The organism is Streptomyces sp. NPDC020983, assembly GCF_044333485.1.
Classification (GTDB): domain Bacteria; phylum Actinomycetota; class Actinomycetes; order Streptomycetales; family Streptomycetaceae; genus Actinacidiphila.
Genome location: NZ_JBIRRA010000002.1, coordinates 517,988 through 542,848, shown reverse-complemented (window position 1 = coordinate 542,848; position 24,861 = coordinate 517,988). Strand labels below are relative to the sequence as shown.

Annotated in this window: 24 protein-coding genes and 1 tRNA gene; 8 read left to right on the top strand and 17 right to left on the bottom strand. The window is 70.9% G+C overall.

The window, feature by feature from the left end:
• Positions 1-83 precede the first annotated feature (83 nt).
• Positions 84-794 carry an endonuclease V gene (locus tag ACH4SE_RS05765; protein WP_398542017.1) on the top strand — a complete coding sequence of 237 codons (711 nt, stop codon included), beginning with the start codon at positions 84-86 and terminating at the stop codon, positions 792-794.
• 147 nt (positions 795-941) lie between these two features.
• On the opposite strand, the gene ACH4SE_RS05760 is transcribed toward ACH4SE_RS05765, so the two are convergent.
• The 4 genes from ACH4SE_RS05760 to ACH4SE_RS05745 form a co-directional block, all read right to left on the bottom strand.
• Positions 942-1,172, bottom strand: coding sequence for an antitoxin (locus ACH4SE_RS05760; protein ID WP_398542016.1), 231 nt, complete (start codon positions 1,170-1,172; stop codon positions 942-944).
• Between the two features lie 118 nt (positions 1,173-1,290).
• Positions 1,291-2,193: an SDR family oxidoreductase gene (locus ACH4SE_RS05755; protein WP_398542015.1), complete on the bottom strand. Its 903-nt coding sequence runs from the start codon at positions 2,191-2,193 to the stop codon at positions 1,291-1,293.
• The gene (locus tag ACH4SE_RS05750) at positions 2,190-3,146 is read right to left on the bottom strand and encodes an alpha/beta fold hydrolase (protein ID WP_398542014.1); all 957 of its coding nucleotides are present in this window, start codon (positions 3,144-3,146) and stop codon (positions 2,190-2,192) included. The genes ACH4SE_RS05755 and ACH4SE_RS05750 overlap by 4 nt, the downstream gene beginning before the upstream one ends.
• Positions 3,143-4,675 carry a flavin-containing monooxygenase gene (locus ACH4SE_RS05745; protein WP_398542013.1) on the bottom strand — a complete coding sequence of 511 codons (1,533 nt, stop codon included), beginning with the start codon at positions 4,673-4,675 and terminating at the stop codon, positions 3,143-3,145. Before ACH4SE_RS05745 ends, ACH4SE_RS05750 begins: the two co-directional genes overlap by 4 nt.
• 312 nt (positions 4,676-4,987) lie before the next feature.
• Here ACH4SE_RS05745 and ACH4SE_RS05740 point away from each other — a divergent pair, with 312 nt between their 5' ends.
• The 5 genes from ACH4SE_RS05740 (at position 4,988) to ACH4SE_RS05720 (ending at position 8,594) form a co-directional block, all read left to right on the top strand.
• Positions 4,988-5,773 (top strand): MerR family transcriptional regulator, encoded by a 786-nt coding sequence (locus ACH4SE_RS05740; RefSeq protein WP_398542150.1) that lies wholly within the window; start codon positions 4,988-4,990, stop codon positions 5,771-5,773.
• An 83-nt stretch (positions 5,774-5,856) separates the two neighbouring features.
• Positions 5,857-6,123 (top strand): DUF2630 family protein, encoded by a 267-nt coding sequence (locus tag ACH4SE_RS05735; RefSeq protein ID WP_398542012.1) that lies wholly within the window; start codon positions 5,857-5,859, stop codon positions 6,121-6,123.
• Positions 6,120-6,452 carry a GNAT family N-acetyltransferase gene (locus ACH4SE_RS05730; RefSeq protein WP_398542011.1) on the top strand — a complete coding sequence of 111 codons (333 nt, stop codon included), beginning with the start codon at positions 6,120-6,122 and terminating at the stop codon, positions 6,450-6,452. The genes ACH4SE_RS05735 and ACH4SE_RS05730 overlap by 4 nt, the downstream gene beginning before the upstream one ends.
• A 109-nt stretch (positions 6,453-6,561) precedes the next feature.
• Positions 6,562-8,061 carry an AlkA N-terminal domain-containing protein gene (locus ACH4SE_RS05725; protein ID WP_398542010.1) on the top strand — a complete coding sequence of 500 codons (1,500 nt, stop codon included), beginning with the start codon at positions 6,562-6,564 and terminating at the stop codon, positions 8,059-8,061.
• The gene (locus tag ACH4SE_RS05720; protein ID WP_398542009.1) at positions 8,058-8,594 is read left to right on the top strand and encodes a methylated-DNA--[protein]-cysteine S-methyltransferase; all 537 of its coding nucleotides are present in this window, start codon (positions 8,058-8,060) and stop codon (positions 8,592-8,594) included. The genes ACH4SE_RS05725 and ACH4SE_RS05720 overlap by 4 nt, the downstream gene beginning before the upstream one ends.
• Before the next feature lie 151 nt (positions 8,595-8,745).
• On the opposite strand, the gene ACH4SE_RS05715 is transcribed toward ACH4SE_RS05720, so the two are convergent.
• From ACH4SE_RS05715 to galU, 12 genes are all read right to left on the bottom strand, one after another.
• Entirely contained in the window at positions 8,746-10,950 is a 2,205-nt protein-coding gene (locus ACH4SE_RS05715) for an MMPL family transporter (protein WP_398542008.1), read from the bottom strand.
• Positions 10,951-11,145: 195 nt separating this feature from the next.
• The gene (locus ACH4SE_RS05710) at positions 11,146-11,751 is read right to left on the bottom strand and encodes a TetR/AcrR family transcriptional regulator (protein ID WP_398542007.1); all 606 of its coding nucleotides are present in this window, start codon (positions 11,749-11,751) and stop codon (positions 11,146-11,148) included.
• A 290-nt stretch (positions 11,752-12,041) separates the two neighbouring features.
• Positions 12,042-12,698 carry a GTP cyclohydrolase II gene (gene ribA / locus ACH4SE_RS05705; protein ID WP_398542006.1) on the bottom strand — a complete coding sequence of 219 codons (657 nt, stop codon included), beginning with the start codon at positions 12,696-12,698 and terminating at the stop codon, positions 12,042-12,044.
• Between the two features lie 133 nt (positions 12,699-12,831).
• Positions 12,832-13,395, bottom strand: coding sequence for an AAA family ATPase (locus ACH4SE_RS05700; protein ID WP_398542005.1), 564 nt, complete (start codon positions 13,393-13,395; stop codon positions 12,832-12,834).
• 61 nt (positions 13,396-13,456) lie between these two features.
• Complete coding sequence (locus ACH4SE_RS05695; RefSeq protein WP_398542004.1) at positions 13,457-13,990, bottom strand: DUF4240 domain-containing protein; 534 nt, start codon at positions 13,988-13,990, stop codon at positions 13,457-13,459.
• Between the two features lie 209 nt (positions 13,991-14,199).
• Positions 14,200-14,273, bottom strand: a tRNA-Ala gene (locus tag ACH4SE_RS05690).
• 69 nt (positions 14,274-14,342) lie between these two features.
• Entirely contained in the window at positions 14,343-15,353 is a 1,011-nt protein-coding gene (locus tag ACH4SE_RS05685) for a hypothetical protein (RefSeq protein WP_398542003.1), read from the bottom strand.
• A 117-nt stretch (positions 15,354-15,470) separates the two neighbouring features.
• Positions 15,471-16,091, bottom strand: a complete 621-nt coding sequence (locus ACH4SE_RS05680) for a GNAT family N-acetyltransferase (RefSeq protein ID WP_398542149.1) — start codon at positions 16,089-16,091, stop codon at positions 15,471-15,473.
• On the bottom strand, positions 16,088-16,621 hold the full coding sequence (locus ACH4SE_RS05675; protein WP_398542002.1) for a molybdenum cofactor biosynthesis protein B: 534 nt from the start codon (positions 16,619-16,621) through the stop codon (positions 16,088-16,090). The genes ACH4SE_RS05680 and ACH4SE_RS05675 overlap by 4 nt, the downstream gene beginning before the upstream one ends.
• Entirely contained in the window at positions 16,618-17,100 is a 483-nt protein-coding gene (gene moaC, locus ACH4SE_RS05670) for a cyclic pyranopterin monophosphate synthase MoaC (RefSeq protein ID WP_398542001.1), read from the bottom strand. Before moaC ends, ACH4SE_RS05675 begins: the two co-directional genes overlap by 4 nt.
• An 87-nt stretch (positions 17,101-17,187) precedes the next feature.
• On the bottom strand, positions 17,188-18,519 hold the full coding sequence (glp, locus tag ACH4SE_RS05665) for a gephyrin-like molybdotransferase Glp (protein ID WP_398542000.1): 1,332 nt from the start codon (positions 18,517-18,519) through the stop codon (positions 17,188-17,190).
• Positions 18,516-19,424, bottom strand: coding sequence for a UTP--glucose-1-phosphate uridylyltransferase GalU (gene galU / locus ACH4SE_RS05660; protein ID WP_398542148.1), 909 nt, complete (start codon positions 19,422-19,424; stop codon positions 18,516-18,518). Before galU ends, glp begins: the two co-directional genes overlap by 4 nt.
• Before the next feature lie 72 nt (positions 19,425-19,496).
• Here galU and ACH4SE_RS05655 point away from each other — a divergent pair, with 72 nt between their 5' ends.
• Entirely contained in the window at positions 19,497-20,099 is a 603-nt protein-coding gene (locus ACH4SE_RS05655) for a 5-formyltetrahydrofolate cyclo-ligase (RefSeq protein WP_398541999.1), read from the top strand.
• A 67-nt stretch (positions 20,100-20,166) separates the two neighbouring features.
• Here ACH4SE_RS05655 and ACH4SE_RS05650 read toward each other — a convergent pair whose 3' ends face one another.
• A complete protein-coding gene (locus ACH4SE_RS05650; RefSeq protein ID WP_398541998.1) occupies positions 20,167-22,896 on the bottom strand; it encodes a penicillin acylase family protein in 2,730 nt (909 codons plus the stop codon).
• A 143-nt stretch (positions 22,897-23,039) separates the two neighbouring features.
• On the opposite strand from ACH4SE_RS05650, the gene ACH4SE_RS05645 reads away from it, so the two are divergent.
• Positions 23,040-24,581 carry a potassium/proton antiporter gene (locus ACH4SE_RS05645; RefSeq protein ID WP_398542147.1) on the top strand — a complete coding sequence of 514 codons (1,542 nt, stop codon included), beginning with the start codon at positions 23,040-23,042 and terminating at the stop codon, positions 24,579-24,581.
• The last annotated feature ends 280 nt before the right edge of the window (positions 24,582-24,861 follow it).

The following is a 24,861-nucleotide window of genomic DNA, read 5'->3' as shown; positions in this document are numbered from 1 at the left end:
CCCGGGGACGGCCACGGCACCGGAACGCGCACGAGCCCATCCGGCGCGAGCACCGCGCAGGGCGGTCGTGGCAGCCTGGCGTCATGGACACCCACAGCACCGCACGACCCGCCACCTGGCCGCGGACGGAGGCGGAGGCCCTCGCCGAGCAGGAGCGCCTGCGGGCCCTGGCCGATCTGTCCTCCGCCGGTCCGGCGCCCGAGGACATACGCCTGGTCGCGGGCGTGGACGTGTCCTACGCCACCGGCAGCGACGCCCTGGTGGCGGCGGCCGTGGTGCTGGACGCGGCGAGCCTTGAGCCGGTCGAGACGGCCGTGGTGGAGGGCAGCGTCACCTTCCCGTACGTCCCGGGACTGCTGGCCTTCCGCGAACTGCCCTCGGTTCTGGCGGCGTTGGAGAAACTGACGCGTACGCCGCAGCTGCTGGTGTGTGACGGCTACGGCATCGCGCATCCGCGGCGCGCGGGACTCGCGGTGCATCTGGGCGTCCTGACGGGACTGCCGTGCTTCGGCGTGGCCAAGACGCCGTTCGTCTTCGGCCACGGCGAGGTCGGCCAGGAGCGCGGCGCGGGGGCGCCGCTGACGACGGAGGAGGGCGAGGTGGTCGGCCGCGCGCTGCGCACCCGGCGGGGCGTCAAGCCGGTGTTCGTCTCCGTCGGCCACGGCATCTCGCTGGACAACGCCTGCGCCCACACGCTGCGGCTGACACCGCGGTTCCGCCTCCCGGAGACGACGCGCCGGGCCGACCACGTCAGCCGCGAACGCCTGCGCACCGCCGCGCCGTCCACCGCCTGACCGTCTCCCGCAGGATCCGCGTGCCGCCGCGGCGTCGGAAACGGCACGGTGCGGGAGCAACGGCCGGAGGGGCAAGGAAAAAGGGGTGCCCCGCGGGGCACCCCTTTCCCGGATCGCCGTGTCAGCGCGAGCGCGTCACGCGCGACGTCAGCTCCAGTCGTCCTGGGCCTCGTCGTTCGCGTCCTCGCCCATGCGCCGGCGGGCCTGGTCCTGGCCCCGCTGGACCTGCTCGTCGAAGCGGCCGCCGGTGCGCTCCGAGGCCTCCTGGCCGGCGCGGTCCACGCCCTCCTGGGCCTTCTCGGAACCCTGGCGCCGGGCCCCCTTGGCCTTGTCCGCGTAGTCGCCCGCCTTGTTCCTGATCTCGTCCGTACCGCCCATGATGTACTCCTCCTGGAGTGTGTGGGGAAGCGGCCTCGATCAGACTGACACGGGCCGGCAGGCCACGCATCCTGGGGCAGTCGTCTGCCGGTCGCCCCAGGTCAACGGGGCTTTGCCGTCACGGAACGTGATGTCCGGCGGCGCGCGCCGACTCGTCCGCGGCCCCTCCCCTCCCGACCAGGCCGCGCCTGCCCGCGGTGCCGCGGGCCAGTGCGGGGGCGGCGCGCCTCATCTCCCGCCGCCCGAGCGCCCCGCCGATGAACGCCGGCAGGTACCCGCGCACCGACTGCATGCCGCGCAGCCACCACTGCGCGTAGACGTGGGGAGAACGCCGCTCGATGCCTGCGACGAGACGTTCCACGGCCGGCTCCAGCGGGTAGGTGCGGTTGGTCGGCCACGGCAGCCGGGCCCGCAATTCCCGCAGCACGTCGTCCTCGTCGGCTCCGCGCACCATGTCGGTGTCGGTCCAGGAGAGGTATCCGACGCCCACCCCCACGCCCTGGTGGCCGACTTCGGCGCGCAGACTGTGCGCGAAAGCCTCCACCCCCGACTTGCTCGCACAGTACGCCGCCATCATGGGCGCCGGCGTCATGGCGGCGAGCGACGCGATCTGCAGCAGGTAGCCGCGGGAGTTGACGAGCGCCGGCAGGAAGGCGCGGGCGGTGGCGACGCTCCCCAGAAGGTTGACGTGGATGACGCGGTCGAACGCGTCCGGGTCGGCGTCGAGGAACGGCCCCCCGGTCGCCACCCCGGCGTTGGCCACGACGATGTCGATACGACCGAAGCGCGCGAGCACCTCGCCGGCGACGTGTGCCATCGTCTCCCGATCGGTGACGTCCGCCGTCCAGTGGGCGGCGTCGCCGTCCAGCGAGTCGGCCACACGCCGGAGTTCGTCGGGTTCCAGACCGACGAGCGCCAGCCGCGCGCCGCGCGCCGAGAGTCGGCGGGCCAGCAGCTCGCCCACCCCGCGGGCGGCACCGGTCACCACGACGACCTTGCCCTGCACCCCTGATCGGCTCATGCGCTCTTCTCCTCCGCGACGGCGTCGCTCTTCCCGGATTCCGCCCCGCCGGCCGCCGGCCCCGCATGGTCGGCGGCCAGCGACCGTATGGCCGCCGCGACGGCTTCCGGGTCCTCGATGGGGGTCATGTGCCCGGCCCCGGGCAGTTCGGTCAGTCCCACGCAGTGCGGCAGCGCCCGCGCGATCCCGCGTGCGTGCACCGGCGGGGTGAGCTTGTCGTGCGTGCCCGCGAGGACGGCCGTGGGCGCGGTCAGTGCCGCGAGTTCGGCGTCCAGGTCGAGGACGGCGAGCACCCTGCCCCACGCGGCACGCCTGCGCGCCCTGCAGGCGTGCACGATCCGCGCGGTGAAAGCCGCCTGCTCGCGGGTCGGCGAGGCCCCCAGGACACCATAGGCGAAGGCGGCGCGGGTCAGCGGGGTGACGGGGCCCAGCGGCAGCGGCGAGACCAGCAGCTGGCGGTGCAGGGCCCGGCGCAGCCACCGCACCGACAGCCGCTTGGGCAGCACCTCGGTCGAGCCGAGCAGCCGCGCGCTGCCGGTGTTGGCCAGCAGCACCGCCGCGGTGCGCCGGGCGACCTGCTCGCGTCCGGAAGCCGCCATGATCGTCATACCCCCCATGGAGTGGCCGGCGAGCACGGCCCGTCCGCCGGCGGGGACGACGGCCTCCAGTACGGCCTGCAGGTCGTCGGCCAGCACACCGGTGCCGTAGCCTCTTCGGCCTGCCGGCGCCGCGCTGCGGCCGTGTCCGCGCTGGTCGTAGGCGACGACCCGGAAGTCAGGCGACAGCAGCCGTACGACCGGGGCCCAGAAGAGGATCGAGCAGGTCCAACCGTGCGAGAGGACCACGGTCGTGCCGTCGGCGCGGCCGAATTCCTCGACATGGATACGGGTGCCGTCCGCGGACTGCACCTCGAGCGTCCGCCGCGGCTCCACAGCCTCGTAGGGGAGTGTCATGACGCGGCCTCCGCCCCGACCGTACGGGCGTCGCCCGCCGGTGAACGGTCGCCTGGGGCCAGCGGGATCAGGTCGTACTCCGACAGGACGAGTTCCCGCGTCGCCCGCCGGAACTCCGCGGTGGTCCCCGGCCAGGCCGTCGTGTTGCGGCCGTTGGCGTCCAGGTACCAGCTCTTGCAGCCGCCGGTGTTCCAGACCGTGCGCTCGGCCCTGCGCTGCACCTCGGCGTTCCACGCGGCCACGGCGGCGGGTCGGGCGTCCAGGGCCGCGGCGCCGGTACGCGAGAGTGTGCGCAGATAATCGATGACGTAGTTGAGCGATGACTCGATCATCAGGATCATCGAGCTGTTCCCCAGGCCGGTGTTGGGGCCGATGATGAACAGCAGGTTGGGGAAGCCGTCGACGGTGCAGCCGCGCAGCGCCGCCATGCCGCCCTTCCAGTGCTCGCTGAGGGTGCGCCCGTCAGCGCCGACGACACGGTCGCCGATGGGCATGTCGGTGACGTGGAAGCCGGTGCCGAAGACGATCGCGTCGACCTCGCGCTCGGTGCCGTCCGCGGTCACCACGGACGAACCGCGCACCTCGGTCAGGGCCGCGGTCACCACCTCGGTGTTCGGCTGGGCGAGGGCCGGGTAGTAGCTGTTCGACAGCAGGATCCGCTTGCAGCCGATCGTGTAGTCGGGGGTGAGGCGCGCCCGCAGCGCCGGGTCCTTGACGGAGCGGCGCAGATGGGCGCGCGCGATCCGCTCCGCCGCCTTCATCAGCCGCGGGTGCCTGACGAACGCACCCACCTGGAATTCCCTGATCAGCCACAGCAGGCCGCGCCGCGCCCTCGCCGTGCTCGGCACCTTGCCGTGCATCCACCGCTCGGCCGCGCTGACGGGCCGGTCGACCCGTGGCAGCACCCACGGCGGAGTGCGCTGGATGACGGTGAGCCTGCCGACCTCCGGCTGGATGGACGGAACGATCTGGATCGCCGACGCACCCGTGCCGACCATGGCGACGCGCTTGCCTTTGAGGTCGCAGCCGTGGTCCCAGCGGGCCGAGTGGAAGACCTTCCCGGGGAACGCCTCGATGCCGGGGATGTCGGGGATCTTCGGATCGGACAGCGGGCCGGTCGCCGAGACCACGACGTCCGCCGTCAGCTCCCCGGCCGCGGTGGTCAGCTCCCACCGGCGCCGCGCGCCGTCCCAGCGCGCCCGCTGCACCTCCGCGCCGAACCTCAGGTGCGGCCGCAGCCCGAAGGTGTCGGTGACGCGCTCGAGGTAGTCCCTGATGTGCTGCTGGCCGGAGAAGGCGCGCGGCCAGTCGGGGTTGGGCGCGAAGGAGAACGAGTACAGGTGCGAGGGCACGTCGCACGCGCAGCCCGGGTAGCTGTTGTCCCGCCATGTGCCGCCGACCGCGTCGGCGCGCTCCAGGATCACGAAATCGGTGATCCCCTCACGCCGCAGCCGTACGGCGGCTCCCAGCCCGCCGAACCCGGATCCGATCACCGCCACCCGCACGTGCTCGGGGTTGTCGTCGTCCATGGCACCGCCCCTTCCTACCGGCCGCTCGTCCGCGCCCGGGACCGACGACCGGTCCCTGCAGCCGCGGCACACCATGCCATCAATCACTGGCATCGTCAGGACTGTAGAACACCGGGGTTACCTCCGGTAGGGGGCGGACGGAAAACTCTTCCGCCGACGCGGCGTAAGGAGCGCCGCATCAGGGATGAAGCCCCTTACCCCAGCGCATAGGCTGGCCGGGTGAACGACCGCGTGGACCAGACAGGCACGGCGGATCCCGGCCCTGACGGCGCACGGGCCGCCGCCGGGCACACCGGCGCACGCGAATACCGCGTGGAGGAGCTGGCGGAAGCAGCCGGCATACCGGTGCGGACGCTGCGCTTCTACCGGGAACGGCGGCTGCTGCCGCCGCCGCGCCGCGACGGCCGTATCGCGTGGTACTCGGAGAGCCACCTGGCCCGTCTGCGCACCATTGCCGCGCTGCTCGAACGGGGCCACACCCTCGGCGGCATCGCCGAGCTGATCGCCGCGTGGGAGAAGGGCCGCACCCTGGGCGGCGTCGCCGAACTCCTCGGCGTCGGCGACACGCTCGCCGCGCCCTGGTCGGACGAGACCCCGGTCGTCCTGACCCCGCAGGAGCTCGCGGAATACTTCGGCGACGACATCAGCCCGGAGAACCTGACGGCGGCTCTGGAGATCGGCTACATCTCCGTCGACGGCGAGAACGCCCTGCACACCAGCCGCCGCCTCCTCGACGTGTCGGCGGCGCTCGTGCGCGAGGGCGTGCCCCTGGCGGCGGTGCTCGCCGCGGGCCGCGAGGTGCGCTGCCACGTCGACGCCGTCGCCGAGCTCTTCACCCAGGTCGTCAAGACCCATGTACTGGGCCCGCTGGACGACCTGCCGCCCGAGCACGTCCAGCGCGTCTCCGACACGATGCAGCGACTGCGCCCGCTCGCCAAGGACATCGTCGACGCCGAGATGTCGCTGGCCATGGAGCGGCGGGTGCGCGCCGAGATCGAGGCGTGGCTGCTCCGCCAGCAGTCCGCCACGCGCCCCGGGGGCGGCCCTGCGCACTCGGAGACCCGGGAACGCCCGGCACCGCCCGGGCCGCCCGCGTAGCGCCGCGGCCGCCCCCGCCGCGCGCGCCGGGAGCGGCGACCTGCAACAGTGGAGGGGAGCGACCCGTTTGGGAGGTGTCACCCGTGCAACAGCCCCACGACGCCGGCGCGGAACAGGCGATTCTCGATCGCATCAGCAGGATGGTGGCCGACGAGAAGGCCCTGCGCGAACTGCTCGCCGGATCCGACTCCGACGGCACGGACGAGCGTGCCCGCCTCACCGCGCTGGAACACGAACTCGACCAGTGCTGGGACCTGCTGCGCCAGCGCCGCGCACTGTCCGAGGCCGGCGAGGACCCGGGCGGCGCGCGGGTCCGCCCCTCCTCGACCGTGGAGGGCTACCGGTCGTGACGGACTCCGCAGCGACCGGCGGCGCAGCGCCCGTCACGGTCACCGACTCCCCGCAGGCCGGCCGCTACGAGGCAAGGATCGGCGACGACCTGGCCGGCACGGCCGCGTACATGCGCACGCCCGAGGTCATCGCCTTCATCCACACCGAGGTCGGCGACGCGTACGAGGGCCGCGGTGTCGGCTCCGCGCTCGCCCGCACGGCGATGGACGACGCCCGCGCGCAGGGGCTGCGCGTCCTGGCCATCTGCCCGTTCATCGCCGGGTGGCTCGACCGGCACCCGGAATACGCCGACCTGCGGTACGCACCGGAGAGCAGCGTCTCGGACTGACCGCGCCGGGCCCCTCGGCGCAGCCCGGCGCAACGGTGCGTCGCTAGTCACCACCTCGATGTCGTTTTCCCGCCAGACCGACGCCCTGACGAGGAGCGATGCTGAAGAGGTGCATACGGACTTCGACACCTGTGTCCGCGCCGTCCGGTCGAAGGACGCCCGCTTCGACGGGTGGTTCTTCACCGCGGTGCTGACCACCCGCATCTACTGCCGGCCGAGCTGCCCCGTCACGCCCCCGAAGGCCGAGAACATGACCTTCTACCCGAGCGCGGCGGCGGCGCAGCAGGCCGGCTTCAGGGCCTGCAAGAGGTGCCGGCCCGACGCCAGCCCGGGATCGCCGCAGTGGAACGAGCGCGCCGACCTGGTGGCGCGCGCCATGCGGCTGATCGCCGACGGCGTGGTGGACCGCGAGGGCGTGCCCGGGCTGGCCGCACGGCTCGGTTACAGCGCCCGCCAGGTGGAGCGCCAGCTGCTCGCCGAGCTGGGCGCGGGCCCGCTCGCCCTGGCACGCGCACAGCGCGCGCAGACCGCACGGCTGCTCATCGAGACCACGACCATGCCGATGGGCGAGGTCGCCTTCGCCGCCGGCTTCGCCAGCATCCGCACCTTCAACGACACCATTCGCGAGGTCTTCGCCCTTGCGCCGGGTGAACTGCGCGCCCGCGTCGCCAGGGGACGCCCTGCCGCAGGCGCCGGCTCCCTCTCGCTGCGGCTGCCCTTCCGCCACCCCCTCACCCCTGACAACCTCTTCGGGCACCTGGCGGCGACCGCGGTACCCGGCGTCGAGGAGTGGCGGGCCGGCGCCTTCCGTCGCACCCTGCGGCTGCCGCACGGCGCCGGCATCGCCGAACTGCGGCCGCAGCCCGACCACATCGCCTGCCGGCTGTGGCTCACCGACTGGCGCGACCTCGCGCAGGCCATCAGCCGCTGCCGGCGGCTGCTCGACCTGGACGCCGATCCGCAAGCGGTCGACGCGCTCCTCTCGGCCGACCCCGTCCTCGCGCCGCTCGTCGCCAAGGCACCCGGACGGCGGGTGCCGCGGGTCGCGGACGGGCCCGAGTTCGCCGTCCGCGCGGTGCTCGGGCAGCAGATCTCCACCGCGGCGGCGCGGACCCACGCCGGACGGCTGGTCGCGGCCCACGGGGACGCGGTGGACGATCCCGCGGGCGGCCTCACCCACCTCTTCCCCTCCCCCGCCGCCCTCGCCGGCCACGACCCCGCACAGCTGGCGATGCCGCAGAGCCGCAGGGACACCCTGGCGGCACTGCTGGGGGCGCTGGAGGGCGGCGGGCTGGACCTGGACGTCGGGAGCGACTGGCAGCGCGCACGCGCGCAGCTGGCGGCCCTGCCGGGCTTCGGGCCCTGGACCGTCGAGACGATCGCCATGCGGGCGCTCGGCGACCCCGACGCCTTCCTGCCGACCGACCTCGGCATTCGCCACGCAGCCCGCGACCTCGGCCTGCCGGCCACCCCCGCGGCCCTGATCCGCCACGCCGCCGCCTGGCAGCCGTGGCGGGCCTACGCGACGCAATACCTGTGGGCGACGGGCGATCATCCGATCAACGTCCTGCCCACCGACCACCCTCACCCGGAAGGCCCCGCACGATGACCACCCTCCCTGCCACGACGGCCACCGACACCTCTGTCCATACGATCATCGACAGCCCCGTCGGTCCGCTGACCCTCGTCACCCGCGGGGGTGGCCTCGCGGGCGTCTACATGACCGACCAGCGGCACCTCCCGTCCCAGGAGACGTTCGGCCCGCGGGTGGCCGTCACCGACCGGCCGGTGCTGGCCCGCACGGCCGAGCAGCTTGCGGGCTACTTCGCGGGCGACGTCCGCGACTTCGACATCGACCTGTCGACATCGGGCACCCCGTTCCAGCAGCGTGTCTGGGCGGCACTGCGCGACATCCCGTACGGCGAGACCGTCTCCTACGGCGAGCTCGCCGCCGTCCTGGGGCAGCCCACCGCCTCCCGTGCCGTCGGCCTGGCCAACGGGCGCAATCCCGTGAGCATCATCGTGCCCTGCCACCGCGTGGTCGGCGCGAACGGCAGCATGACCGGCTACGGCGGCGGCATCGAACGCAAGCGCTGGCTGCTGAGCTTCGAGAACGGCATGCAGCAGCCCGTCCTGGGCTGAAGCCCGCCCATCACAGGCGCACGCGCGCAGACGTCGATGCTGCGCCGCGCGCATCACCCCCGCACATGGTGCGGCCGGGTCGGCAGGCCGACGCTCGACACGGCAACCGGCCGACCCGGGCCCTCACCCGCACGAGGGGGCGGGGAGCCGTTCAGAGCACGGCGGGCTCCCGCTCCTCCTCGTCGGCGGCCTGCGGCCGCCCCACGAGCACCTTGCGCAGCTGCTCACCCTCCACGTCGACGTTCGGCAGCACACGGTCGAGCCTGCGCGGCAGCCACCACGCAGCGCGCCCGAGCAGGGCGAGCACGGCGGGCACAATGGTCATACGAACGACGAACGCGTCGAATGCCACGGCGATCGCCAGCCCGAAGCCCATCATCTTGATCATCGATTCGGACGACCCGATGAATCCGGCGAAGACGCTGATCATGATGACCGCGGCGGCGGACACCACCCGCGCGCCATGGGTGAATCCGGTGACGACCGCCTGGCCCGGTGTCTCACCGTGCACGTAGGCCTCGCGCATCCGGGTGACCAGGAAGACCTCGTAGTCCATGGCGAGTCCGAACACCACGCCGACCATGAAGATCGGCATCATGCTCATGATCGGACCGGTCTGCTCCACCCCCAGGAGACCGGCCAGCCAGCCCCACTGGAAGACCGCCACCACGGCGCCGAGCGCCGCGAGCACCGACAGCAGGAAGCCCAGCGCGGCCTTCAGCGGCACGAGCACGGACCGGAAGACGACCATCAGCAGCAGGAAGGCGAGTCCCACCACCAGAGCCAGGTACGGCAGCAGCGCGTCGTTCAGCCGCTGCGAGACGTCGATGTTCATGGCGGTGGTGCCGGTCACCAGGACCTCGGCGCCGGTGGTCCTCTCGAACTCACCCGCATGGCCGCGGATGACGTGCACCAGGTCCTCGGTCCGGGCACTGCTCGGCTTGGAGGCGGGCACCACGGTCAGCGTCGCCGCGTCACCCTCGGGGTTGAACGACGGCTCGGTCACCCTCCTGACGTCGGCGAAGCCCGTGACGGTCCGTTTGACGTCCTCCGCCGCCGCCCTGGCGTCGTGGCTGTGCGCGCCGTCCACGACAACCGTCAGGGGACCGTTGAAGCCCGGACCGAAGCCGTCGGAAAGCATGTCGTACGCCCGCCGCTGGGTGGTGCTCACCGGCTGCGAACCGTCGTCCGGCAGGCCCAGCTGCATGCCGGTCATCGGCACGGCCGCCAGCCCGAGCGCGACCACCCCGGCGACCAGGAAGGGCACACGCCGCCGCACCACGAGCCGTGCCCACCGAGTGCCCATGTTCGGCTTGCCGGACGCGACCGCCCGTCCCTTGCGCACCCTGCGGGTGAGCACCTTGGGCCCGGCGAACCCCAGCAGGGCGGGGATCAGTGTGAGCGCGATCAGCACGGCCAGCGCGACCGTGGCCGCCGCTGCCAGGCCCATCTTGGTGAGCATCGGGATGTTGACGACCGACAGGCCCGCCAGCGCGATGAGCACCGTGAGGCCGGCGAAGACGACCGCGGATCCCGCCGTGCCGACCGCCCGCCCGGCGGCCTCCTCACCGTCACGGCCCTCCATCAGTTCGTGGCGGTGCCGCGAGACGATGAACAGTGCGTAATCGATACCGACGGCCAGACCGATCATCGATGCCAGTGTCGACGACGTGCTCGACAGCCCGAGCGTGCTGGCGAGAGCGGTAATCGATGCGATACCGACGCCGACTCCCATGATCGCGGTCAGCAGCGGCAGCCCTGCCGCCACCAGCGACCCGAAGGTGAGCAGGAGGACGACCGCGGCTATGCCGATGCCTATCGCCTCGCTGTTCCCGGTCGACGGCGACGCCTGCACCGCGGTGCCGCCGGTCTCCACCGTCAGCCCGGCGGCTCGGCCGTGCTCCGCGACGGTGTCGATCGCGGTGTGCGTCGCGTCGGTGACCTCCATCGACTTGGCCTGGAAGGTGACGGTCGCATAGGCCGTCGTGCCGTCCTTGCTCACGGCGCCGGCGGCGTACGGGTCGCCGACCGTGGCCTTCTGCGGCATGTGGCGAAGTTCGGTGACCGCCTTCTTCACAGCCTGTTCGGCCGGTCCCGCGGTGACCTTCTGCCCGCTCGGCGCCTTGAACACCATGCGGGCGCTCGCGCCGTCGGCGTTGGTGCCGGGGAAACGCTCGTGCAGCAGGTCGAAGGCCTTCTGCGCCTCCGTGCCCGGCACGGTGAAGTTGTCGGACGGCGCAGACGGCGCCGTGGCGGCCCCGACCCCGGCGAGCGCCAGCAGCGCGACCCAGACGAGCACGACGTAACGCCGTCGCCGGAAGGCGAACCGGCCGAGCTTGTACAGGTAGGTGGCCATGGAGAAGGAGGGCTCCCGTCAGGAGAGGCGGATATGGGCGTGCGGAACCGGCCCGACGACGAGAGCGGCGTGTCAGGTGTACGGAAGACCGGACGGGCGAGCGGGTGGCCCGGGCGGGTGAACGCCGCCGGGGCATGCGTCACCGATGCGGCGACCTGCTCGGACGATGATCGATTGTCTCGGTACGACGATGGATCAGGAGTTCTGCGACAGTCCGAGGGCGGGGATCACCACGGCGTCGATGTATCGGTGGCTGTATTCGGGATCGGCGTCGATTCCCTCGAGAATGGGACGCGCCAGCGCACTGCCGAACAGCATGTGCGGGATGAAGTGGCGTGCCGGGTTGTCGGCCGACAGCTCGCCGCGGTCGACGGCGCGCTGGACCAGAGCACGGAAGCTGTCCAGCTCCGGCTCGATGAGCTGCTCGCGCAGGGCCGTGAAGAGGTCCTCGTTGCGGAACGCCGCGTGCGCCAGGCCGCGCATGAGTTCCTGGTCGCGCTTGGAGTCGTCGACGTCATGACATCGCACGAACTCGTGCAGGTCACCGGCCATCGATCCGGTGTCGACGTCTGCGGGCGACACCGGCTTGATGATCCTCAGCGCGGTGGCGACCAGTTGCGGCTTGCCCTTCCACTGGCGGTAGAGGGTGGCCTTGCTCGACCGCGTGCGGGCAGCGACGGCGTCCATCGTGAGCGCCTCGTACCCGACCTCGCGCAACAGCTCGACGACCGCCTCGAACAGCTCCCGCTCGCGTTCGGGGGTCAGACGCGTACGACGCCCGGCAGAGGCCTCAGCCGGCATGTCCTCTCCTCCGAATGCAGTGGTTGGGCGGCCATAGCGTACGGCCTCGTCCCGGATGTCGTGGACGCCATCGGCCACTCCTGATCGAAACGGTGTCGTACACCTAGAGCGTAGACGACCCACGATCGAAACGCCACCGTTTCGATCGTGGGTCGCATCACGCACCGCACGGGAACCGGACCGCAACCGCACCACCACCCTTCCCCTGCGCGTATTGCGCAGTCACAGGAGGCCGGACGCGCCTACGGTGCAGCCGCACGGGACGGCTCCCGAGCGCCACCCGGAACCGATCAGGCCGGCAGCGCCAGCGTGTGGCCCGTGTGCTCGGCCTTGGCGCGCAGGTACCGGACGTTGGCGTCGGACACGTGCACGCCGGTCGGCACCTGCTCGACCACCTGCGTACCGAGCGCCGCCAGCTGCCGCGCCTTGTCGGGGTTGTTGCTCAGCAACCGGACGCGGTCCACGCCGAGCGCGGCCAGGATCTGCGCCGCCGCCGTGTAGTCCCGCTCATCCTCGCCCCGCCCGAGCGCGAGGTTCGCCTCGTACGTGTCGAGCCCGCCGTCCTGCAGGGCATAGGCGTCGAGCTTCGCGTACAGCCCAATGCCGCGGCCCTCCTGCCTCAGGTAGAGCAGATATCCGCCGTGCTCGCCGATCCGCTCCACCGCCTCGCGGAGCTGCGGACCGCAGTCGCAGCGCCGTGAGCCGAAGACGTCACCGGTGAGGCACTCCGAGTGCGGACGCACCAGCGGCACGGGCGCGTGCTCGTAGTCGCCGATCCCCAGCGCCAGGTGCTCCTTGCCGTCCGCCAGACCGGTGAAGGTGAAGACGTCCGCCGCCGCCTCCCACCCGTCGGGGAACCGCAACGGAACGCGCACCTTCGTACGGACCACCGCGCGCGGCAGCGGCGCGGACACCGCCGCAGCCACCGGCTGTGCGTCTGCCGACATGTCGACCCCCTCGTAAGATCTTGAATCCTCAAGCTCTTACGGTCGCCGAAAAATTTCCGCACTGACGCGTAACGCACATCACACGTCCGGGTCAGCGCGCAGTGCCTCTCACAGCCGACCGGTTGACCGCGCGTCAGTGGCGCCCGCCCGCAAACGCCGCGATCTCCGCAAGGCCGGGGTCGTATCCCCGGGTGGTGTCCACCTCCATCCAGGGGGTGTCCAACGACAGCCGCCGGAAGTCCTCGTGGCGCCGCACATGCGCGGCGGCGTCCTGGGGCCCGGCCTTCTCGTGCACCCGGCGCAGCGGGTTCTCGGCCAGGCGCCGCCGCCTCCGCTCCAGTGCGATCCGGGCGTCCACCACGCAGTGCACGACGCGGATACCGGCCAGTGCCCGCAGCGGCTCGAGGCCGGGCCGCCACAGCCGGTCCTGGAACGCCGCCTCCGCGACGGTCGTCACGCCCGCCCTCAGCAGCAGTTCCAGGACACCGAAGAAGGCGGGCAGCGTACGGGTGGCCAGCTCGTCCCGCGGACCCGGCTCAAGGGCCGGCGCCGTGTGCGCCATGCCCTCCTTGATCTCGTCCCGGCAGATCGCCGGGCACCCGACGGCCCGTGCGAGTTCGTGGGCGAGTGTGGTCTTGCCGGCCCCGGGCGGGCCGCTGACGACGACGAGGGTGGGAAGCACGCGAGAGGACGTCACCTGCCAGAGTTAGCAGACCTGCCGAGCGCGAGGGCAGGTGCGGCCGGCCCCATGTGTGCCGTCAGGCTGCGAAGATCGCGTCCAGACGGGGCAGCCGCTGGGCGACCTTCGCGCGGTCGTCGAAGCTGAAGTTCCAGGCAGGGTCGAGCGCCGGGTAGGTGATGGTGAACGAGTCCTGGGGCAATTCGCGACCGGTTGCCTGCCGGTAGGCGTTCCACGGGACGGCGAGGACGTCCTCGGCCTCCAACTCGTCGCCGCCCTCGGCTGCGTTACGGACAGCGGGGTGGTCGGCCAGCGCGTCCGGATCGGCGACCGCCTGCTCGAAGACCGCCCGACCCTGGGCTATGAGCCAGCCGCGGAAGTAGTCGAACCCGTCGTCCGAGCAGCCGCCGTTGATCATGTAGGCGGCGGCCCACAGCGGCGCCCGGTAGGAGCCGGCCATCTGATCCCACAGGATCTGCTGGGCCCGGACGATCTCCTCCGGGCCCAGAGCCGCGAGCAGCGCAGTGGCCTCCGCAGCCGTCACCTCGGGGTCAGCGGGATCGGCCTGACGGTGAGCCAGTTCGATGAGCTGCCAGAAACGGTCGGTGTCCATGGCGCGCAGCATGGCAGCCGCCCCTGACAACGGGCCTCCTCCTGCGGTCGGCACGCACACCGGCGGCCGCCGCTCACAACTGCCCGGTCGTCGCAGCCGCAGGCGCCCGGCCGGTCGCCCAGGCCCGGAAACGACAACAGTCCCGTTGATCACATGATCAACGGGACCTCGTCAACCACTCACGATCAGAATCGCGAGCTGTTGTGTTGTGGACCTGAGGGGATTCGAACCCCTGACCCCCTCGATGCGAACGAGGTGCGCTACCGGACTGCGCCACAGGCCCTTGCAACGAGGAAAACTCTAGCATCTCCACGAGGGTGCTCGTGAACGCAATACGCGCTGGCGGGAAGGGCTACTCGTTGGCCGCGCGCGGGCGGTCGGGGTCGGCGTACTGGTCGAAGAGCGGCGTGCGGGCGGTACGCGGGCGCGGGCGGCCGGGAGCGGCGGCCGGGGGGGCGGAGGGCTCGGCGGAAGGCGGCGGTGTCGTACCGGAGCGGGCGGAGCTCCAGGTGTCGGGCGCCCCCAGGTCGACGCCGCCGGTGGTGCGCGGGGCGACGGGTGCGGTGACGTAGGTCGGCAGCGGCACGGGGACCGGCTCCCAGCCGTCGTCAGCGGTCTGCTGGGCACGCTGCTGATCGACCCACTCGGCGTGATCGGTCTGCTCGACGAGGGCACGGCGGTCGGCGGTACGCGGCGAGGGCGCGGGGGCCGGGGTCGCCGCGGGCGACGCGGCCTCCTTGACGGGGACGGGCGGCACGTCCGCACGAGGCCGCTCCGGGCGGGCGCGGTCCGGCCGGGCGCGCAGTCTGCGCGCGGCCTCGGCTGCCTGTCGCTGATCGAGCCGCACCTCGTAGCGGCGGCGTTCCTGGCGGCGCATCTGGCCGATGTACACCGTGAGCAGGGCCGCCGGGACGGCCGGTGCCCACAGCAGCGCGATCCCCCCCACAGCGGCGGCGACGGCTCCCGCGGTGAAGGCCAGGAAGAGCAGCGTGATGGTCCGGCGGCGGCGGGCCAGGACCTTGGCCCGGGGGTCGGGCCGTGCGGCGGTGGTCCCGGCGGCACGGGCCACCCCGACGGCGGGACGCACCTCGGTCGCGGGCACAGCGAGGCTGCGGACGTCGACGACGTCCGCGGGGTCGAGGTCGTCCTCGACGTCGTCGGAACCGGGCTCGACACTCTCGCCTCGCGCCTTGGCGACGCGCCGCTCCATCGCCGCCCGCCCGGACAGCAGCCGGATGGCGGTGCTGAAGCGTTCCGTCGGGCGCGCTTCGTTGAGCTCGTCCTGCCTGCGGAGCCACATCGGCACCAGGTAGGCAGCCCAGGCCCCGACGATGACTGCGTAGATGAGGCCGCTACTGCTCACGCATTACACGGTAGGGGGAATCGAGACACGCCATACGGAATTTGGCCCGGTGTGTCGCACGATCTGGCTGATAAGCCGAGAATTTTTGGCGCCGGGGCTCATATTCGAACGGTTGTCCTATTTTTGGGATGCCCCCGGCCTGGCCCGGTGCCAGCGGTTGAGCAGCCCCTCGGGTACCTCCTCCACGGTCAGCGCGTAGACCAGGTGGTCGCGCCAGCCGCCGTCGATGTGGAGATAGCGCGGCCGCAGCCCCTCCTCGCGAAAGCCGAGCTTTTCCGCGACCCGGCGGCTGGGCCCGTTCTCGGGGCGAATGCAGACCTCCACGCGGTGCAGTCCGACTCGCCGGAAGCAGTGGTCGACCGCAAGGGCCACGGACGTCGGCATCACACCGCGGCCGGCGACTGCCTCGTCCACCCAGTAGCCGATGTGCGCCGAGCACATGGAGCCCCAGGTGATCCCGGCGACCGTGAGTTGCCCGGCGAGGCGCCCTCGATAATCGATGACGTACGGCAGCATCCGACCGGCGCTCGCCTCACTGCGCAGATGGCGCACCATCTGTCGATAGGTGGGCCGTTGCGCGACATGACCGGGCGGCGCGGGCGGCACCGTGGCCTCCCACGGCCGCAGCCACTCGCGGTTGCGCCGGTTGACCTCACGCCATGCGCGCTGGTCGCGCATTCTGATCGGGCGGAGGGTGACGTCACCGTCCGCAAGTTCCGTCGGCCAGACCCCGTTCAGCTCGGTCTCCCAGGGGCTGAGGTGTGCGATGGTGCGGAAGTCGGGTGATCGCCGCCCCGGATCTGATCGACTGCGTGCCCCAGGAGCGGGGTGAGCACGGCGAGGCCGTCCTTGACGCCGCCGGCCGAGCCAGGGAGGTTCACCACCAGTGTGCGCCCCGCGACACCGGCAACGCCTCGCGAGAGCGCCGCGGTGGCCACCTTCTGGCGGCCCGCGGCGCGAATCGCCTCGGCGATACCGGGGATCTCGTAGTCGAGCACCTGCCGTGTCGCTTCCGGCGTACGGTCCGAGGGCGAGACACCCGTGCCGCCGGTGGTGACCACCACGTCGTATCCGGCGTCGACGGCCGCCCGCAGCGCATGCTCGACGGGATCGCCGTCCGGGACGACCTGCGGCCCGTCGACGGCAAACCCGGCGTCCCGCAGGGCGGCGGCGATCAGCGGCCCGCTGCGGTCCTCGTACACGCCGGAAGCCGCCCGGTTGGACGCAGTGACGGTGAGTGCGCGCAAGGGGCCCGCCGCGCCGCTCATGACCGGCGCCAGTCGCCGGACTTGCCGCCGGTCTTCTCCTCGACCCGCACATCGGTGATGACCGCGGACTTGTCCACGGCCTTCACCATGTCGACGACGGTGAGTGCCGCAACGCTGACGGCGGTCAGTGCTTCCATCTCCACGCCTGTCCGGTCGGTGGTCCTGACGGTCGCGGTGATCTCCACCGCGTCGTCGGCGATCACCAGGTCCACGGTGACGCCCGACACCGCCAGTGGGTGGCACAGCGGGATCAGCTCGGGGGTTTTCTTGGCGCCCATGATGCCCGCGATGCGCGCCGTGGCAATGGCGTCGCCCTTGGGCATCCCGGCGCCGCGCAGCAGCCGTACGACCTCGGGGGCGACCAGGACGCGACCGGTGGCGCGGGCGGTGCGGGACGTCACATCCTTGGCGGAGACGTCGACCATGCGGGCCGAGCCTGCCTCGTCGAGGTGGGTGAGATGGTGCCGAGCGCTGCTCATCGTTCTCCCGATGCGGTCTCTAGGGCAGACACCGTACCGGCAGCCGTCCTCCGACGCCCGGGGGCCCTGGCCGCGCCGCCCGGGTGGCTAGTCCAGCACGATGACGTCGACCTCGGCGCCGGCCTCCAGCGACGTGACCTCCTCGGGGACGACGATCAGCGCGTCGGCGTTCGCGAGCGCGGCGACCAGATGGGAACCGGCGCCCCCGACCGGGGTCACGCTGCGCGAGGTGCGGTCGTAACGGCCTCTCAGGAACTGCCGTCGTCCCTCCGGCGAACTGTCGACAGCCGTCACGCACGCCGCCCGCACGACCTCGCGGTGCACCGGTCCGACGCCCATCAGGGTGCGGATGGCGGGGCGGACAAACAGCTCGAAGGACACGTAGGCGCTGACGGGGTTGCCGGGGAGAGCCAGCAGCGGAGTGCGCGAAGGGCCGATCCGGCCGAAGCCCTGCGGCTTGCCGGGCTGCATGGCGAGCTTGCGGAACTCGACGTAGCCGTTGTCCCCGCCGTTCTGGTCCTCGGCGCCGTACATTGCGCCGCCGAGCGAGGACAACGCCTCCTTCACGACGTCGTACGCGCCGACGCTGACTCCGCCCGTGGTGACGATGATGTCGGCGCGGACCAGCTGGTCCTCGATGGTGGCCCGGAGCGTCTCGACCTCGTCGACGACCGCCCCCACTCGATAGGCGATGGCTCCGGCCGCCCGGGCAGCCGCAGTGAGCGCGAAGCTGTTGGAGTCGTAGATGCCGCCGGGGCGCAGGCTGTCTCCTGGCTGCGCCAGTTCGCTGCCGGTGGACACCACGACGACACGCGGACGCGGCCGGACGGTGACGCTGGCACGTCCGACAGCGGCCAGCAGGGCGATCTGCGGGGGGCCGAGGACGGTGCCCGCCGCGAGCGCCAGCTCTCCCGCGGTGACGTCGCTGCCGCGGCTGCGGATGTACTGCCCGGGGGAAGGTCCCCGGTGTACCCGGACCTCACCGCCCGCACCTGCCGGATCGAGACTGTGCGCGGTCATGGTGGTGGCCGGTCCACCGCCGGTACCGCCGTCGGTCCATTCGACCGGGACGACCGCCTCGGCGCCGGGCGGGAGTGGGGCCCCGGTCATGATGCGGGCTGCCTGCCCCGGCCCGACGGCCGGCAGCTCACCGCTGCCGGCGGCGATGTCACCGACGACCTCGAGGACGGCGGGGTGGTCGGGCGACGCGGCTCGCGTGTCGGCGACGCGCACCGCGTAGCCGTCCATGGAGCTGTTGTCGAAGGGCGGCAGCGCCACGGGCACGGTGACGTCCTCGACCAGGACGCACCCCTGCGCGTCGAGCAGTTGCAGCTCGATTGCCTCCAACGGGGCCAGTTGCCCCAGGATGCTGTCCAGGTGCTCGGTGACGGACCATACGCGCTCGGCGCCGTGACTCACTCTTGCATCTCCTCGGTGACATACGTACGCAACCAGTTGCGGAACTCGGGGCCCAGGTCTTCACGTTCGCATGCCAGTCGGACAATCGCCCGCAGATAATCGCCGCGGTCGCCGGTGTCGTAGCGACGGCCGGTGAACACGACGCCGTGCACGGGGCCCCCGTCGGCGTCCCGGTGGGAGAGTTCGCGCAGCGCGTCGGTCAGCTGGATCTCGCCGTTGCGGCCGGGCTCGGTCTTCCTGACGGCGTCGAAGACCGCGGCGTCCAGGACGTATCGGCCGATGATCGCGAAGTTCGACGGCGCCTGGCCGGCATCGGGCTTCTCCACGAGATCGGTGACACGCACGACGTCGTCCTCGTCGGTGGGCTTTATGGCCGCGGCACCGTAGAGGTGGATCTGCTCGGGCGCCACCTCCATCAGCGCGATCACGCTTCCCCCGAACCGCCCCTGCACGTCGATCATGCGGGGGAGCAGCGGGTCACGCGGATCGATCAGGTCGTCACCGAGGAGGACGGCGAACGGCTGGTCGCCCACGTGCGGTTCCGCGCACAGCACGGCGTGCCCGAGGCCCCTGGGGTCGCCCTGCCGCACGTAGTGCATGGTGGCCAGGTCGCTGGATTCCCGCACCCGGGCGAGCCGCCCGTCATCACCCTTGCGGACGAGCACCTCTTCCAGCTCATAATTCCGGTCGAAGTGGTCCTCGAGAGGGCGCTTGTTGCGACCTGTGATCATCAGTACATCGTGCAGGCCCGCTGCGACAGCCTCTTCCACCACGTATTGGATGGCCGGTTTGTCCACCACGGGGAGCATCTCCTTGGGCGTCGCCTTGGTCGCCGGAAGGAAGCGCGTACCGAGGCCCGCCGCGGGGATGACGGCTTTGCCGATCCGGGCGCGTGAGTAAGTCATGCCGTGCACCATAGCGTTCGCGAATGTGGAGAAGATGAAGAAACGGTTCAAAGCTGCTGATATACAGCGGTTGTGGAGAACACGGATGCGGTGAGGGCGGACAAGGCGCAGCTTCGGGCACGGCTCCTGCGCGCACGGCGCGCAATGCCGGCTCAGGAGCGGGACGCCGCCGCCCGGGCCCTCGCATCGGTGGTGCGCGAGCTGCCCGGGTGCAGGGACAGCACAACGGTGGCCGCATACGTCTCCATGGGCTCCGAACCCGGAACGGGCCCCCTCCTCGACAATCTCCGGTCGGCCGCGGTACGCGTGCTGCTGCCCGTCCTGCTGCCGGACAACGATCTGGACTGGGCCGAGTACGGCGGCCAGGAGGCCCTTGAACGCTCCCCGCGGGGCCTGTTCGAGCCGACCGGCCCCCGACTCGGCCCGCAGGCCGTCACCGCCGCTCAGACGCTCCTGCTGCCGGGACTCGCCGTGGACAGCCGCGGAGTCCGCCTCGGTCGCGGCGGCGGCTCGTACGACCGCGTGCTGAGCCGCATCCGCCAGGTGGACAACCGGCCCGCGCTGATGGTGGTGCTCTACCCGCACGAGATCATCGACGCGGTACCGGCCGAGGCACACGACGGGATGGTGGACGCCGCGCTCACTCCGGCAGGCGTCCACCGCTTCCGTGCGTGACGCCCCCGGCGGGGCGGGGACGCCCTACAGGCCCGGCTGCATCACCGGCGTGACATATTGCGGCGGATCACGGCGTGAGCACCAACGTCGCCTTGGTCGCCTTGCGTACCGATCCGTCGGAGAAGTGCCACGACAGGAGTTCGTTGGCCGCCCACTTGCCGGTCTGGTCGGTGTAATGGGGGTTGTAGGCGTGGCCCGAGGCACCGGTGAGGTTGATCCACCGGGACTTGTCGAGGTCCTGGAGATTGACGATCATCCGCATCGACGGCACCCAGACGACGTCGTAGCCGCCGGCTGCGTTCCATCCCGTCGCGTCGACCGCCGCCTCGCCACCGCTGAGCTGCCAGGGGCCACGATTGAGCAGCCACTTGACGACGCCGGGACCGTCGGTGCCGAGGGTCTGGTTCTTCAGCTCCAGCTTGTGCAGCCGGCCCCAGCTCCAGGTGTCTATGTCCTTGCCCAGCTTGGCGGTGAGTTCGTAGCGGGCGTCCTTCATCGCCTGCGCGAGGAGCTGGTCGCGGGTGCTGTGGTGCGCCTTGTCGGTGTCGATGCCGTAGAAGGCGGTGGTGGACATCGTCCACCAGGGATTCGTCGCGTCGGGAAGTATGCCGCGGACCACTTCGAACCAGCGGTCACCGCCGTCCGGCTGCGCCTCGGAGGGGTCCCGTTCACCGCATTCCTGCACCGTGGGAATGCCCTTGCCGTCGAGGTTGTCGACCGGCCCGGTCTCACCGACGGGGGGAACCCTCAGGCACTGCCCTTCGGGGCGCAGCTCCTTCGGCAGCTTGTTGCCGAAGGCGAGCTTGAGCACGTTGCGCCACACCGCGTTGAAGTAGGCCGCCGCCGCGGAGTCGGAATCCTGGTTGTAGTCCCAGCCTTCGAGCAGCTTCTGCGCGTTGCGCACATAACTGTTCTTGTCACCCGTTATGTCGATCTTGAGGAGGTACGGCACCAGCTGCTTCGCGATCTCGCTGCTGTTGTCACCCTGCATGGCCTGCACGTCGTCCATCGAGATCTTGCCGCCCTCCTTGACCTTGGAGGCGATGAGATCGTTGATGCGCTGGCTACGCGTACCGTATCCCCAGTCCTGGGTGAGCATGTACGGGTACTTGCTCTGATCGATAACCGCCTGGTTCGCCGTGACGATGTAGCCGCGCTTGGGGTCGTACTCGTACGGCATGGCCCGGAAGGGGATGGTTCCCTTCCAGTCGTAGTGCGAGTCCCAGCCGGGCACCGGATACGTGCCGTCGTCGCCGTCGGCGCGGATCGGCACCTGGCCTGGCGCCTGGTAGCCGATGTGGCCGTACGTCCCCTTGCTGTCGGCGTAGATCAGGTTCTGCGAGGGCACGGCGAAGTCCTTGGCCGCGTCGCGGAATTTGTCGAAGTCGGTCGCCCGGTCGAGCTCGAAGACCGCCTCCATCGTCTTCGAGGGCTCGAGCGCCGTCCACTTGAGGGCGACGGCATATCCGGCGTTGACCCCACCCGGCGGGTTGTCGACGGGCGCGGTCTGCCCGACCTCACGGATCTCGTCACTGCGGTCGGAGATCAGCGGCCCGTTCGTCGTCTCCCGCACCGTGATCTCCCGGCTCTTGCCGCCGGCGACCTTGATCTCCTCGTGGCGCATGGTGAACGGCACCTGCTTGCCGTCCCGCAGGTAAGTGGTCGCCGTCACCTTCTCGAGGTAGAGGTCGGTGACATCGGCACCCAGGTTGGTCATTCCCCATGCAATGTCCCGATTATGGCCGATTATCACACCAGGCATGCCCGAGAACGTGTAACCGGCCACGTCGTACGGGCAGGCGCTGCTCACGCTGCGGCAGTGAAGGCCCATCTGGTACCACAGCGACGGCAACTGCGGCGCGAGGTGCGGATCGTTCGCCAGTATCGGCTTGCCCGTCGTCGTGAAGGCTCCGGACACGACCCACGAGTTGGAGCCGATACCGCTGCCGTTCGGCCCGAGCAGCGCCGGCATCTGATCGATTACCTGCGAGATACCGGCGAGCTGTCCGTCCACGGTGTTGTTGAGCGACTGCGGACCGGAGGACGTCACGGCCGGGGTGTACACCTTCGTCGCGGAATCGACCGATCCGGCGTCGACGATCGGCTGGTTGATGTCGTACGGGTACGCGGGGTAGAGCTGCTTGATCTGCGCCTGACTGAGCCTGCTCGTCATGAGGGCACGGTCGATCTCGTCCTGCATGTTGCCGCGAAGATCCCACGCCATCGCCTTGAGCCAGGCAACCGAGTCGACAGGCGTCCACCGCTGCGGCCTGTAGCCGTTGCTGAACTTCAGGGCCGCGTATTCCACCGACAGCGTCGCACCGCTGTGGTCCTTCAGATAGGCGTTGACACCGTCGCTGTAAGCACGCAGGTACGCCTTGGTGGCGGCGTCGAGCTGGGTGTCGTATTCCTTCTGTGCCACGCCGTGCCAGTTGAGCGTGCGAAGAAACGCGTCCGTCTCGACCTGCCCCTTGCCGAACATCTCCGACAGTCGTCCGGACGTGAGGTGGCGGCGCACGTCCATCTCGTAGAAGCGGTCCTGCGCCTGTACGTACCCCTGCGCCCGGAAGAGGTCTTCAGGGGTGTCGGCGTAGATCTGCGGAACGCCGTACGCATCACGTCTGACGTCGACCGGCGCGGACAGGCCCGCGAGCTTGAGCGAGCCGGTGGTCTGCGGGAACGAGGCCCGCACCGTGGTCACGCTCCAGTACGACGCGAAGCCGACCCCCGCCACCAGCAGCAACACGAGCGCGATCACGATGAAGCGTACGCGGCGGGACTTCTTCCGTGCGGGCATCGCTGTCCTTCGAGGGCAGTGCGGATCAGATGATCAAGGTGCTCCTTGTGCAAGGGCAACCATAGGCGCATGCCCTGCGCGGCAGGGACGCGGAGTCGGAGCCTCCGTGACGTGGACCGTACAACGTCAAGAGAGGGTAAAATATTAGCCTAGGCAACAAAGTTGAAAGGACCGGCGCCCTGACTGTCCACCACCTCAACGAGATCCTGCTGGTCGGTGCAGCCGTGCTGCTCGTCGCCGTCGTAGCCGTTCGCCTGGCGTCCCGCAGCGGACTTCCCACCCTCCTCATCTACCTCGGCATCGGCGTCGCCATAGGACAGGACGGTCCTTTCGGCTTCACCTTCGACAACGTCGAGCTGACCCAGGTGCTCGGATATGCGGCGCTTGTGGTGATTCTCGCCGAAGGCGGTCTCGGCACGAAGTGGCACGAGATCAAACCGGTCATGCCGATCGCAGCCGTTCTGTCGACTATCGGTGTCGTCATCAGTGTGATCATCACGGCAGCGGCGGCGCATTACGCGGTAGGGCTCGAGTGGCGCCAGTCGCTGATCATCGGCGCCGTGGTGTCGTCCACGGACGCCGCGGCGGTCTTCTCCGTCCTGCGCAATGTCCCGCTGCCCAAACGCATAACCGGCGTACTCGAAGCCGAGTCGGGGTTCAACGACGCCCCGGTGGTGATCATGGTGATCGCCTTCTCCGCGAACGGGCACATAGATTCCTGGTACCACCTGCTCGGCGAGACCCTTCTCGAGCTGGGCATCGGCGGCGCGATCGGGATCGCGGTGGGCTGGATCGGCGCCTACGGACTCAAGCGCGTGGCGCTGCCGGCCTCGGGCCTCTACCCGATCGCCGTCATGGCCATCGCGGTCGCCGCCTACGCCGCCGGCGCCATGGCGCACGGCTCGGGCTTCCTCGCCGTTTACACCGCCTCGCTCATCCTGGGCAACTCGAAGCTTCCGCACCGCCCCGCTACCCGCGGCTTCGCCGAGGGGCTCGGCTGGATCGCGCAGATCGGCCTGTTCGTGCTCCTCGGGCTGCTGGTGACCCCGCACGAACTGGGCGACGACATCGTCCCCGCACTGATCATCGGCTTGTTCCTGACCGTGCTCGCACGCCCCGCCGAGGTCATGATCAGCCTGCTGCCTTTCCGGGTGCCCTGGCGTGAGCAGGCGCTGATGTCGTGGGCGGGGCTGCGCGGCGCCGTACCGATCGTCCTGGCCACGATTCCCATGGTTGCCGGAGTGTCCGAAAGCCGGAAGATCTTCAACATCGTCTTCGTACTGGTGCTCTTCTACACACTCGTCCAGGGACCGACGCTTCCCTGGCTGGCCCGACGTCTGCACCTCGGCGAGAGCAGCGATGCGGCGGACCTGGGGATCGAGTCGGCGCCGTTGGAGCGGCTGCGTGGGCATCTGCTCTCGCTGGCGATTCCCGAGGGTTCGCGGATGCACGGAGTCGAGGTCAACGAACTTCGTCTGCCGACCGGCGCCGCCGTGACGCTCGTTGTACGTGACGGAGCCAGTTTCGTGCCCTTGCCCTCGACCAGTCTGCGGCGCGGCGACGAACTGCTCGTCGTCGCCACCGACCCGGTACGGGACGCGGCGGAGGAACGCCTGCGGGCCGTGGGGCGCAACGGCAAGCTCGCCGGCTGGCTGGAGGAACGCGGCAGAACCCCTCAGAGCTGAGGCCCGGGCTGCCACCGGTCGCCGGATGATTACGTAAGATGGTGCGGTATTTGTCCAGTACGACATCTGTCTGATGCAGGGCCGGCGCGGCGAACCGCGCTGAGCGGACGGCCCTCGGTGCGCCACGGTACGAACCGCACGCGCGCTACCAGGCAGCAGAAAGACCAGCCAGTGGCATCCACGGTGCCCACCTCCCCGTCGCCGGCGCAGGCGATCCCCCGCAAGCCGGGATACCGGCAGCTCCTCAGCACTCCAGGGGCCAGTGCCTTCGTGCTGCCCG